At 30.5% G+C, this 12,822-nt stretch carries 14 protein-coding genes and 1 pseudogene; 8 read left to right on the forward strand and 7 right to left on the reverse strand.

Annotation, left to right across the window (positions count from 1 at the left end; all coding sequences use genetic code 11):
- The first annotated feature begins 118 nt into the window (after positions 1-118).
- Positions 119-2,854 carry a hypothetical protein gene (locus CLMAG_RS14655; RefSeq protein ID WP_066623857.1) on the forward strand — a complete coding sequence of 912 codons (2,736 nt, stop codon included), beginning with the start codon at positions 119-121 and terminating at the stop codon, positions 2,852-2,854.
- A gap of 220 nt (positions 2,855-3,074) precedes the next feature.
- The gene (locus CLMAG_RS14660; RefSeq protein WP_066623860.1) at positions 3,075-3,692 is read left to right on the forward strand and encodes a HutD family protein; all 618 of its coding nucleotides are present in this window, start codon (positions 3,075-3,077) and stop codon (positions 3,690-3,692) included.
- Between the two features lie 53 nt (positions 3,693-3,745).
- On the opposite strand, the gene CLMAG_RS32465 is transcribed toward CLMAG_RS14660, so the two are convergent.
- Positions 3,746-3,922, reverse strand: a complete 177-nt coding sequence (locus CLMAG_RS32465) for a hypothetical protein (protein WP_161486975.1) — start codon at positions 3,920-3,922, stop codon at positions 3,746-3,748.
- A 263-nt stretch (positions 3,923-4,185) separates the two neighbouring features.
- Here CLMAG_RS32465 and CLMAG_RS14665 point away from each other — a divergent pair, with 263 nt between their 5' ends.
- From CLMAG_RS14665 to CLMAG_RS14675, 3 genes are all read left to right on the forward strand, one after another.
- Positions 4,186-5,910, forward strand: coding sequence for a DNA methyltransferase (locus CLMAG_RS14665; protein ID WP_066623863.1), 1,725 nt, complete (start codon positions 4,186-4,188; stop codon positions 5,908-5,910).
- Positions 5,880-6,158 (forward strand): Eco57I restriction-modification methylase domain-containing protein, encoded by a 279-nt coding sequence (locus CLMAG_RS34995; protein WP_066623865.1) that lies wholly within the window; start codon positions 5,880-5,882, stop codon positions 6,156-6,158. Before CLMAG_RS14665 ends, CLMAG_RS34995 begins: the two co-directional genes overlap by 31 nt.
- A gap of 86 nt (positions 6,159-6,244) precedes the next feature.
- Positions 6,245-6,958: a TaqI-like C-terminal specificity domain-containing protein gene (locus CLMAG_RS14675; RefSeq protein ID WP_066623867.1), complete on the forward strand. Its 714-nt coding sequence runs from the start codon at positions 6,245-6,247 to the stop codon at positions 6,956-6,958.
- Positions 6,959-7,347: 389 nt separating this feature from the next.
- On the opposite strand, the gene CLMAG_RS14680 is transcribed toward CLMAG_RS14675, so the two are convergent.
- The 5 genes and pseudogenes from CLMAG_RS14680 to CLMAG_RS14690 all read right to left on the reverse strand — a co-directional run bounded on the left by CLMAG_RS14680 (position 7,348) and on the right by CLMAG_RS14690 (position 9,966).
- A complete protein-coding gene (locus CLMAG_RS14680) occupies positions 7,348-8,337 on the reverse strand; it encodes a GTP pyrophosphokinase (RefSeq protein WP_161486976.1) in 990 nt (329 codons plus the stop codon).
- A 575-nt stretch (positions 8,338-8,912) separates the two neighbouring features.
- Positions 8,913-9,416 carry a nitroreductase family protein gene (locus CLMAG_RS34745; RefSeq protein ID WP_341420337.1) on the reverse strand — a complete coding sequence of 168 codons (504 nt, stop codon included), beginning with the start codon at positions 9,414-9,416 and terminating at the stop codon, positions 8,913-8,915.
- A pseudogene (locus CLMAG_RS35000) lies at positions 9,417-9,473 on the reverse strand (4Fe-4S binding protein); the annotation flags it as partial.
- 9 nt (positions 9,474-9,482) lie between these two features.
- On the reverse strand, positions 9,483-9,584 hold the full coding sequence (locus tag CLMAG_RS34750) for a 4Fe-4S binding protein (protein ID WP_341420338.1): 102 nt from the start codon (positions 9,582-9,584) through the stop codon (positions 9,483-9,485).
- A gap of 25 nt (positions 9,585-9,609) precedes the next feature.
- Positions 9,610-9,966, reverse strand: a complete 357-nt coding sequence (locus tag CLMAG_RS14690) for a nuclear transport factor 2-like protein (protein ID WP_066623875.1) — start codon at positions 9,964-9,966, stop codon at positions 9,610-9,612.
- 243 nt (positions 9,967-10,209) lie between these two features.
- On the opposite strand from CLMAG_RS14690, the gene CLMAG_RS14695 reads away from it, so the two are divergent.
- The 3 genes from CLMAG_RS14695 (at position 10,210) to CLMAG_RS14705 (ending at position 12,361) form a co-directional block, all read left to right on the forward strand.
- Positions 10,210-11,124, forward strand: coding sequence for a helix-turn-helix transcriptional regulator (locus CLMAG_RS14695; RefSeq protein WP_066623877.1), 915 nt, complete (start codon positions 10,210-10,212; stop codon positions 11,122-11,124).
- 72 nt (positions 11,125-11,196) lie between these two features.
- Positions 11,197-11,997 (forward strand): SDR family oxidoreductase, encoded by an 801-nt coding sequence (locus CLMAG_RS14700; protein ID WP_066623879.1) that lies wholly within the window; start codon positions 11,197-11,199, stop codon positions 11,995-11,997.
- Positions 11,998-12,055: 58 nt separating this feature from the next.
- Positions 12,056-12,361: a Dabb family protein gene (locus CLMAG_RS14705; protein ID WP_066623890.1), complete on the forward strand. Its 306-nt coding sequence runs from the start codon at positions 12,056-12,058 to the stop codon at positions 12,359-12,361.
- A gap of 198 nt (positions 12,362-12,559) precedes the next feature.
- Here CLMAG_RS14705 and CLMAG_RS32470 read toward each other — a convergent pair whose 3' ends face one another.
- Positions 12,560-12,697 carry a hypothetical protein gene (locus CLMAG_RS32470; RefSeq protein ID WP_161486977.1) on the reverse strand — a complete coding sequence of 46 codons (138 nt, stop codon included), beginning with the start codon at positions 12,695-12,697 and terminating at the stop codon, positions 12,560-12,562.
- Positions 12,698-12,822: the final 125 nt, after the last annotated feature.

A 12,822-nucleotide genomic window follows, 5' to 3' on the forward strand; every position in this document is an offset into this window, starting at 1 on the left:
TCTTGTAGTGTAAAATTACACTATAGGAGCAATTTTACCCAATAAAGTCATAACGACTTTAAAAGTACGGCATAAAAGTATTGAGTACAATATATAATCTTAAAAAGGAGATGATTCTATGGATAATTTGAATGATCATAAAAGAAGAGCTGCAACTTTTAAGTCTGAAGCCCTTAAATTAAAGCAATTAAATTATATCAATGATGACACCTTTAATACTATTAAGCAGGCATATGATGAATATGACTATGATTATTCTCAGCAATTGATACAGGAGGCCTCTCATCAATTATCAAATAATATATCACCACAAAAACCTAAACCTGTAGTTTCACCAGAACAAATAAGAGAAAGAAATATATCAATAATTATGATTGTAGGTGTTATCCTTCTTTTATTGGGAGGGGTAATCTTAGCAACAAGCACCTGGGATATTATGAGCAGCTTAATGAAAACAATACTCATATTTATGGTTTGCTTCTTATTCTATGGAATAAGTATTGTTTCAGAGAAAGTGCTTAAAATTCATAAAACTGCATATGCATTTTTAAGTTTATCAGCATTGTTTTTACCTATTTCTATATTATCCGCTGGTTATTTTGAACTGTTTGGATCATGGCTATCCTTTTATGGCGGCGGTAGATATGTCCTAGGTATACTAGGTAGCATTATTTGTACTGCCCTATATGCAGCTAATGCTTTCAAACTAAATTCTAAATTATTTATGTGGTTTACTATGGTGGCAGATACAGTAACCATGATGTTTATAGTATTGCAAATTAAGAATACTAGGGAAATATTCTTTTTAGGAATGATCTTATATTGTAGTTTATTAATACTTTTATATCATAAAATTAAGGATAATTCTAAATTAAACCTCTTATCAAAAGAATTAATAAAATATATTCCAATTATCACTTCTTTTTTCACTGTATTACTATTAAAATTAAGTCTTAACTGTACCTTGAATGGTATAAATATTATGCTCTCTGCAATAGCGTTTTTATCTTTAATGTTAGTAACTAAGCAAAGGAATTATAGTTATATATTTAGTGCATTGATGGCTTATGGAATGTTTAAATTCATACACTTTGATTTTAAATCAATAGAACTTTTACTATTTTCATTAATGGGGTTATTCTTTCTTGCTATGGAAAGGATTTATAGAAAAGATGAATTCTTAGGCAAATTATTTGGAGTTATAAGCGGAATAGTTGCATTGGCTACTTTTTTTATAATAACAATATTTGCAGCTATGAATTCTTATGAACATGAATATCTTATACTTTTAATATCATATATGCTACTATTTATAAATATGTCTTATGTATCTTATTCAATAAAGAGTAAAATTTTAAGTTATGCCGCATCACTATTCTTAATGGTGGCAGGATATTATTCATATTTACTTATTAATACGTTATATCCGATATATAAGATCCTTAGAGATCATTCAAATATGTTTGGAATCTATATGTTTATACTATCAGCAATAATATTCTTTTTCTTATATTACAAAAATAATTACAAATATACTCTACACTTAAAAACAAGCAGTATGGCAACTTCATTGGTAATGATGTATATATGTATGGCATCAGCAGGGATTGGCAATAGGCCTATAAAATTAGGATTAGAAGCAATTATTTTAAGCTTGTTATTATTCCTATCACTGAAAAGGATGAAAGAGGAATTTGAGATAAAAACCTTCTTATATTTAATTTTATTTAATATTACCCTTATTGTGAGTTCCTTAGTTTCTTTCAATACCCATATTATAATTGGTTCAAAAAATATTATAGTTTTAACTTCATATATTATCTTTATTATATGGTTTTTATCAAAAGGAATCTGGAAAGATAGAATTTCTTATTACTTCGTAATTTTTGGAGTTTGCAGTCAATATCAATTCAGCTTTATTTACCCTTTTGGAACTACTGAATTATTAAAACTAGTAATTCTTGCGGTAACAGTATTATATGTTATTCACAAAAGAAGTTTGTCTATGTTTAATCTTATCCCGCTAGCATCCTTAATATATGCTATTAATAAATTTACTGATGGATTAACAATTCCAAATTATAAGATTATTACAATGCTGATCCTAGCAGCAGTATTAATTATATTTAAGTTCGTTGGTGAAATGCTATCCAAGGATTTATATATTATAAAAAATCAAAAGGTTACGTTTATTGATTTCTACTTCTCTGCTGCATTGTTTATGTATCCTATTATGTGGGAAAACTCTTATAACATGAGTTTAATATATAGACTTATTCCTGGATTACTACTTGTATACTTATTAAGTTCACAAGTAAAAAGAGTATCTGATAATTTAATTAAAAATATTATTCTCTCATTATCTATAGTATCTTCACTAATACCATACTATCTACTAATAGGAGAATATATGACCCATAGTTCTTTTTATTATTGTATAGCCTCTTACTTGCCATGGGTGCTTCTAGCAGAATTTATTATAAATAATGCATGGAAGAATGATAAAAAAATAGCCTACAAGGTTCAATGGCTTATATTAGGATTTGTTTCATTGAGATTATTAATCGCTGTGAATTCAACCTACACTGCTATTATACTTGGAATACTTTCTGTACTATCTATTATTGTTGGTATGCAATATAGAATAAGATGCTACTTCTTTGTAGGAATAGCAACCTTAGCATTTAATATACTGATTCAAACTAAACCATTTTGGGGAAGTTTACCTTGGTGGGCTTATTTAATAATATCTGGTTTTATATTAATAGGATTAGCAAGTTTTAATGAATGGCAAAAGAAAAATGAAAAGAAATTACTCAAAGATAAATTAGATAAATTTAAAGATTGGTTATAAAATTTTTCAGAAGAAGTAGAAATTCCTACTTCTTTTGTAGCAAGCAGGAACTTTCAGTTCCTGCAATGGGGTCAGACCTCATTGTGAGAGACTTGTCTTGAGCTTGCTATTCATGATAAGAAGGACCCTATATAAAGTTAACTTAATTGATTATGCATATATCTTTTAATATAATAAATATAAAAAATATATAAGAAGTAAGAAGAGGTGCAATTAATATATGGAATATAATGTACAATTACTAAGGCAAGAAAATTATAAGCCAACATTTTGGTCTGGAGGCATGGCTACAGAATTGACAACATATCCGTTAAATTCTGATTATGCCAGTAAAAACTTTTTATGGAGGTTGGGGGTTGCAAAAATCGATATATCAGAATCTACTTTTAGTAGTCTACCAAAAGTTTCGCGTAAATTCATGGTTATAGAAGGAAAAATAACTCTCGACCATGAAAATAAGTACAAGAAACTACTTAACGCCTTTGAACAAGACCACTTTATGGGCGATTGGAAAACTAAAACTTATGGTAAAGCTTCTGTTTTTAATTTAATGACAAGGGAAAATTATAATGGTGAATTACTTCATCTTAATATCAGCCCTCGCGGACAACTTAAATTCGAATATAAAACTCCATTAAATAAAGATTTAGCAGCAATTTGTTTTTACACTGTAAATGGTGGATTTAACGCTAATATTAATGATAAGGTTTTTGAAACTGTTAAAAATGATTTAATTTTAGTTAACTGTATAAATTCAAGGTATACTCATGAATTTATGCTCTCTAACAATACTTCAGAAATTACTAATATAATAGTAAGCATAATTTATCGTAATTAGCTTATCTAACTCTAAATTACTTTTACACTGAATTAGCCCTAGCCTTTATTCCCTTAAACTCTATAAATTGCAAACAAAAAAATTACTGACGAAAATTCCATGTCAGTAATTTTTTCAATAAAATATTTCTGAATATTATTCTTAGCATTCATTGTAATTGCAATATCTTTCAATAATTCATAATCATCAATCAATTCTTCAATTTGATTTTTTATCTCTTCTTTATCCATGAATACTTTAACTTTATATTATTAGCCTAATTGGTACGGTCACGCTTAATTCAACTATATGAATATTTGGAAATTGTACTAGCACAAATCTTTCTTAATCCCTTCAATCTTTTATACATTCTACGTTTCTAATTTTATGAATCCAGAAATGACCTGTGTTAGAGTGCATTTCAATGATTATTACTTCTATTTGTCATTATCATGGTTATGATTTACATCTCAACTTCATAAGATTTCATGAGAGCAATAAATAGAGTTATAAAATGAATCATAATACTATTTTTAATTCTGTTTCTTTAAACAAATGTTTAGAAAAATATGTTATGAACTTAATACCCAAAATCGATGAAAAGCTCCTATTAATAAAACAATGGAATGCAGGAATTGAAGATAAAAGCATCTTCTCTTTTACAGAGAAGGAGCTTCAGAGTACATTTTTAAATCATTTCTTTGATAAAATATTAGAATATACCAGTCTCCCTTTTAATGGTGAATTTAACTTAATCGCTGAACAATCAACAAAATTCGATGCTAGCAAACCAGATGCAAACCTTGGATATTTTAGCACCAGTGAAAGGGATGTTAGAGTTGTTGTAGAACTTAAAGATGCTAGTTGTAATCTAGATGTAAAACAAAGGAGATTAAACGATAACAGAACTCCTATTGAACAAGCTTTTGGGTATGCACCTAAGTATGGTAGCAGCTGCAAATGGGTTATCGTATCTAATTTTATAGAAATTCGTCTGTATCTTGCTTCAAACATGTTATCTTACGAGAAATTTGATATTAAATCACTAGTTACTCCAAAGGAATTCCTTAAATTTTACTATATTTTAAGCAAAGATAATCTTATTAGTAAGACATCAGACTCAATAGTAGATCGATTATATTCAATGAGTATTGAAGAAGAAAAAAATATAACGAAGGACTTTTATAGAACTTTTAAAAATATTAGAATAAGTTTAATTAGGGACATACTTCAAAGAAATTCTAATATTGATACTACTATTGCAATAGAAAAAGTTCAGAAACTATTAGATAGAATAATATTTATTTGTTTTTGTAAAGATTCCCCTGATAAATTATTACCACATAATATTTTGCAGAAAGTTTTTAATCCATTTTTAAACTCTCTTTGGGGAAATCTAAAGTTATTATTTAATGCAATAGATTTGGGAAACTCTAGTTCAGATATACATAAGTTTAATGGTGGGCTTTTTAAGGAAGATCCTGAACTTGATAACCTCGATATTTCGGATTCTGCTTTAAACATGCTCTCACAAATAATCAATTATAACTACTCAAATGAGCTTAATATTGATATTCTTGGTCGAATCTTTGAGCAAAGCATATCTGATATTGAGAATTTGAAAGCGCTCTATAATAACAATGTAGATAAATCAACAATAAATATGCGTAAAAGGGAGGGCATTTACTATACACCTGAATATGTTACAAGATATATGGTACACCAGGCTATTGGTAAGTGGCTTGATGATAAGAAAGTTGAACTTGGATATTATGACCTTCCTGACTTATCGGAGGCAGATAAAACAAAAGCTTTTAGTTTACTTAATGGAAATTATAAGTTTCATAAAACTGAAACCGAAAATGATATTATAGTGAAAAAATACAAGAAGCACTTAAACTTTTGGGAAAAGTACAGATGTACATTATTGAATATCAGAGTAATAGATATAAGCTGTGGGAGCGGCGCCTTCCTAAACCAAGCGTTCACTTATCTTCTTAATGAGGCATTGAAAGTTAATGCAGAAATAAATAACCTTAATAATGGCCAAGAAAAATACTTTAATATAGGTAGCGACATTTACCAGGAGCTAGATAAAAACATATTACAGAACAATATTTTTGGTGTAGATTTAAATAATGAAAGCATTGAAATTACAAGACTATCTTTATGGCTATCAACAGCTAATAAGCAAAAGGTAATTGGGATATGTATATTCCATTTATTGAGAAAGGTTTGAAAATATTAAAAACAAATGGTATTATGTGTTACATTGTTCCTAATAAGCTTACTGGGGCAAACTATTCGAAACAAATACGAAGTATGCTCTCTCAGTATTCAATTCTTAGTTTTAGAGATTACTCTGAAATTAAGGTATTTGATGATGCTAATGTATATCCAGTGGTATTCTCGCTCAAAAAAACAAAGCAAAAATTCCAGTTAGTATTCAATTATTTAACAAGCATACCAACAAGTGGTCCGATGTAACTGTAAACAGCAAATTATTTTATAGGGATATTAATTGGGACAGATACTTCGTTGAAGAACCTAAAATAATTAAAATCATCGACAAAATGTTAGTACATCACCAATTAGGAAAAATTGCTACTGTTGCTGAGGCTGCAACAGTCTCAGAAGCGTATGAACTTAAAAAGTATTTATCTGATTTACAAGATCCTTCACTGATAAATAGTAATCATAAAAAATTCGTTAATACTGGCACTGTAGATCCATATATAAGCTTATGGGGCATTAAACCCACACAATATATAAAGACATCTTATGCATATCCAATAGTACTAGATAATGATCTCAAGCAGTTTAGTAGTTTAAGAAGTGAACAAGCTAATTCCGAAAAAATTATTGTAGCTGGAATGAGTAAAAGGCTGGAATGCTATTATGATTCTGGTAAATATCTTGCAGGAAAATCAACTAGTATTATCTATGAAAGTGATATAAATTTAAAATTTATACTAGCATTATTGAATAGTAGATTAATCTCATTCTTCTACAAATATTACTTTAAATCTTCAGCTTTAAATGGAGGGTACTTTAATGTTGGCACAAATCAACTAAAGGAGATACCAATAGCTTTTAATAAATCTGTTGCTACGTTAATAGTTAACGAAGTAATGGGGCTTAAAAACTTCGGATTTGATACAAATGATTTTAAGTTAGCGCTAAGAAAAATTGATAGGTTAATTTATAATTTGTATGAACTAAACCTAGATGAGGTTTATATCGTAGATTCTTCTCTAAATAATAGTCTAAAATCACGAAAAAAATAATTGTAGGGAGCATAGTGTACCTGATTTACAGAAAACTAGCTATGTTCCCTCTTGATAAGCAGTTCAAAATTATATTTAGAATCTAAGGTACTTAAAATATGTTTCAATGCCATAGCCTATCGTAATTCAAACATATTTATTATATAATATTTTACTTTCCCGGCACTTTCCAATTGATATAAAAAGGAATTTTTAGGGGTACTCATCTTACAATTATTAGCCTAACTAGAATTACCACAGTATGTTCAATTATATGAATAATAGGAAGTTGATTTCGTTAATTCTTATTTTAAAACCATTCGGTTTGTATAACAATAATCTTACCCCCAACGTTCCGACTAATCAATAACACAGATAAATTCTTCAAATATCACAACTGTTCAGAATATTTACAGACATCTTATTTTATTTTTCATTTCTTGCGAGATAATATCCGCATTATTAAGTGTATTACTTAACTCACACATTATCTCAATTATTTCAGGTTGTAAATCTTTGTTTCTTTTATATGTAAGTTGATGAGTTTTCATTGACCATGTATTTTGAAAAGAAGTTCTAATTTGAATTTCAACTTTAATATCTTTATATAAGGTATTTCTGTAATATATGTCTGTTACTGCAATAATATGTATTCCACGATATCCTTCAATAGAGGGTGACTGTATTTTATCTTCACTCTGAATAATTTTCATTAGTGGATGTGTTTGTAAATACTCCATAACCTCATATACATTATCCAAAAATTCGCAGGTACATCGAACTCCAGCAATATCATCAAATGTATTACAAATAGAATACTGAGATACTTGTTTCCTGTATACTTTTTCTTCAATACTATTTATATCTTTTACCCTACCACTTACATCGATGACTTTGTATCCATTATCTTTGCTTTCCATTTTAAAATTCTCAATTTCCATTTTTATCTTAGTCATAGCTCTATAGTAAATTGGTAATTGAGTAGTGATGTCCCCTTTTACCTTTTGATTTAGCTTCTTCGCCTCGAAGCAATTGCAATCCTCAATTATTTCTTTATGAAAAAGACTTATGTGTTCATAAGCTCCTTTTAGTGACATATTATCCTTAATCAGAAAAGTTATTCTATGTGAATCATATTCGTATTTGGCTAGTCCAAAATCTAGAACATCAGCAAAATGAAGTACTCTATCTTCATACACATACTTTATGGCATCTGCTTTAATAAAATCTTTAAAAAGAACATTCACTGTCCATTCGTTTTCATTGTACCTTTTTAAACATGAATAAATCTCAAAAGGCTCTTCAAGATACATTCCAACAAAGTCAATTATTGTGTCATCATATAAATCTGTTAAAAATACATCATCGTATGAATCTATATCTAAATCCCATATATCCATACGCCCGTGTTGCATATACATAAAAATTACACCTTCCTTAAAATAATTCACCATCGTAGGTTAGTTCTTCCCAACCAGCTTCAAACCATGATGTAAGAGCTCCTGAAACATTTCGCCTCTTATAACGTCACAATTCTTTTCAAGACTAATGTTGAATGCTATTATTCTTCGCATTATTAGCCTTATGAGAATAGCAACAGCACGTCCAATTATATGGATAATGGGAAGTTGATAAATTAGGCTATCTTATCTTTACTGAACATAGAAAATGCCAACAATTATAAAATTGATGGCATTCTATGCTGCATTTTATTAAAAAGTGCTAATATATTGTCTACCTTAGCCTAATAATAAACAATCTTAAATGCAGAATAATATCTTTCTCTTCTTTATCTATTAATAACTTCCCACGTTCCTTATTTCCAAGTAACCTGCAAAGGAGCCCTATCCACTAATCGTTTAAAACTATATAACGGATATCCTATTAATAGCCCGGAGGTTACTACTCTATTTTGGGAAATATTGAGTATTTTCAGTAGTGGCTTATATTCATCTGTAACACAATACTCAAGCAATCATGACCAGCAGCTACCTAGTCCTAATGTTTGAGCATATAATTGAGCGTATACTAATGAAAAATGTGTGTTATCACGGCCAAGTGTTTTTTGTTCTTTCTTAGCTGTTGCTACTATTAAATATGGTGCATCTCTTAAAATAGTGTCTTTACCATCTTTACGATATTGAGCTATAGTAGAAGCGGTATTTTGAACCCATAGTGAATTCTTTAAAGAACCTGTCTCTATAGAATGCTCAGCCCAATCTGCTATAACAGAAGTAATTTGATGCAAAGTATCAGGATTGTCTATCACCTGGTACGAAATTCCTTGGGAATTACAGGCTGTAGGTGCAAATCCGGCTATATCAAGAAGCTCACTAACAGTATCCCGAGATACCCCCTTCTTCTGAAAGCTGCGCACAGATCTTCTAGAACGAAGAAAGCCTGCAGCAGGATCCGAATCTATAATATACTCTTTTTTTATTGCTATTTGCTTCTGTAAGGGAGTCCTGATACTGTTCAAAGCTGCATTTGGACAAACCGCGACGCAATGTCCACATTCAATACAAAGATCTTTAGCAACTTTTGGTCAGATGTTACTCATGACTAGAGTTCCTCTGCATACTTTTACACACAATCCACATTTAGTACATGCCTCAGAATTAACTTTAATAAAATCAGTATTATTCATATATCTCTCCTCGCCTAATATTCTTTTACTGTTTGCTAGAAGGAAATAAAATTTCCAGTCTTGTTACCTTTCTATTTACTACTGTAAAATAGAAGTCTAAAAGCAATGGATCCGGCAATCCGACTTTATCGAAATCACCATCCACTTTAACCGTAACGATAGTTTGAGGACTTTCCTCCATAATGTTTATAATTTCTAGTTTAAGCTTGAAAGCAAAATGATACTGTTCACTCCACTCCGTAATTTTTATTAACCCTTTATACTCTTGACCTTCATCAATTACAACAGCATCTTCAGCAAAAATTGAAAGAAAAGACCTTTTATCTAAATCACTAGTTGAGGTAAAATATGTTTCAATAGATTGTTCAATCTTTTTAATCATAGTTTTTCTCCTTTATATAATTTTTTTATTTTATTTCTCCCATATTGTGTATGGGGAATACTTTTAATAGTAACAAGTATAACTTGACCACACCACGTCATGTTTTATTCTCCTATATTCAAAAATGAAAATATTGTTTAGAGGAAATGGTGATAAGAATAACACATACTTTCATTAAAAAATCACATAATATGACATAGTGTTGTCAAGTTAAGTGATTTATACTTTAAATGAGGTGATGTTATGCAGATAAGTAGATTATTTCAAATCATATATATTCTGCTTGAGAAGAAGTCTATAACAGCAGGCGAACTGGCTGAACATTTTGAAGTATCTGCGAGGACTATATATAGGGATATTGATGCATTGAGCCAAGCAGGTATTCCTATATATGCAAGTCAGGGTAAAGGTGGAGGAATCTCTCTGCTTGATAATTTTGTACTTGATAAATCACTGCTTTCGGAAAAAGAACAGGATAAAATTCTGCTGGCTCTTCAAAGCTTGTCGGCTGTTCAATATCCTGAACTTGATGATGTGCTATCAAAATTGAACAGTCTTTTCAAAAAAAGTAATATGAACTGGATTGAAGTCGATTTTTCTAATTGGGGTAACGATAAAAACCAAAAAGAAGTTTTCAGCCTTCTTAAAGATGCCATACTTGAACATTTGGTAATTATTTTTTTCTATTTCAATATAAGTGGAGAAAAAAGCCACCGTAAAGTTGAACCTCTTAAACTGCTCTTTAGAGACAAAGCCTGGTATCTACAAGGATATTGCCTGCAGAAAATGGCATTAAGAACATTTAAGATAAGTCGTATGTCTGATATTCATATTACAGAAGAGTCTTGTATGCATCAAAGCTCACAGGAGCTTATGACTAAATCTCCTGACAAAGCATGTAACAGGCAGGTTAAGCTGACTCTTAAAATATCACCTGAAGGAGCTTATCGTGTATATGACGATTTTGAAGAAGAAAATATAATAAGGAACAAGGATGACTCCTATACTGTGATTGTTTCCATGCCCGATGGTGAATGGATTTACAATTATCTTTTTTCTTTCGGTACAATGCTGGAGGTGATAGAACCTCAAAGTGTGCGTAAGGAGATCTCAATACGGTTGGATACAATGGTAAATAAATATCATTCCCAAACATGACGTACTGTCGTCAAGTTATATTAGTTATATTAATTAAGTAAAACAACTTAAAAACAAGGAGGTATTTCTATTATGGGAAATAATTTATTGTTATTTGATATAAGCAAAGAATTTGAGGGTAAACGCGTACTTGTAACCGGCGGAACCAAAGGCATTGGAAATGCTATTGTCCTGCGTTTGCTCAATTCAGGAGCAAGAATAATAACAACAGCTCGAACTGTTTCAGAAGGTTTACCTGATTCTGTTGGATTTATTCAGGCAGATGTCAGTACACCGGAAGGTACTGAGAAGATCATCAAGGATACCCTTGAAAAATTTGGTGGATTGGATGTATTAGTTAATAATGTAGGTGGTTCCTCATCCTCCACTGCCGGAGCATTAGCCTTGAGTGACGAGGATTGGATGAATACATTTAATGCTAATCTTTTTGCTTCTGTACGCTTGGATCGCGGATTTTTGCCGTTTATGCTTAAACAACATAAAGGTGTGATAGTTCATATATCTTCCATACAGCGAAGACTCCCAGGAAATATGACTATGGCATATTCTGCGGCGAAGGCAGCACTAACAAATTACAGTAAGAACTTGGCTACTCAGTTCGGTCCTGAAGGAATACGAATAAATACAGTTGCCCCAGGTTTTACGGAAACAAAGGCTGCCGAGCGTCTTATTGAAAGAATGACACAGAATTCCGGGAATGATTATAACGGTGCACGTCAAGAATTAATGAATGCCCTCGGCGGTATACCGCTTGGTCGTCCGGGGAAACCTGAGGAAATAGCTGAACTTATTGCTTTTCTTGCTTCAGACAGAGCTTCCTACATTACTGGAAGTGAGCATACTATTGATGGCGGTACAATACGCACCATCTAAAAACGATTCAAAGGAGAATGAAAAAGATTTATGGGCGATACATTAAAGGAGGTAAAAAATGATAGTAAACAATTTACTTTTAAAATTAAAAAATAGAAATATTGAAAATATTAAAAAGACACAGGAAGTTCTTTTGAGTATGAAAGGAAAAATAGAGGTTCTTTTAGATATACAAGCTGAAATAAATATTCGTCCCAGCCAAACAGCTTGTGACATAATTCTGATTACGAAATTTGCATCAATAGAGGATATGAATGCATATCTTGCTCATCCTGCACACCTGGAAGTTGCAAAGTTTATAGGGAATGTTCTAGACACTCAAGCATCCGTATGTTACGAAATTTTAAAAGAAGACGTAATATAATTCAGATGTTGTTCATCAAAGAAAACCTATTATCCACTGTTATTGATTGCTTTATGTTAAATCAAAACACAATATATCATTGAAAAATCAAAAGTTGGCATACTAATATTTGAAAAGGACTGCTCATATGCAGTCCTTTATGTGGTTTTATACTACATTGTTTACATTTTGAACATAGATAAAGAGTACTCCAGCTACTTATTCATTACCGACACTTACTGTACAGAATTTTAATAGTGTATAGCTACCCATTATTAGCCTTATAAGAATAACTACTGCAAGTCCAATTATATGATTAATGCCATTATAAATTTCTAATCTATTGATTAATAACAATATCTTTAATTTTAATAGCTTCCTTGCCTTCATCTATAAGATAAAGCAATTTACTGAGTTCTTCAGGTAGTCCATACTTAAAATTATTGTTGTCTATAAATGTCCTCCAATAAATTTGAAAAGAA

The organism is Clostridium magnum DSM 2767 (assembly GCF_001623875.1).
In the GTDB taxonomy this organism is placed as follows: Bacteria; Bacillota; Clostridia; order Clostridiales; family Clostridiaceae; genus Clostridium_AM; species Clostridium_AM magnum.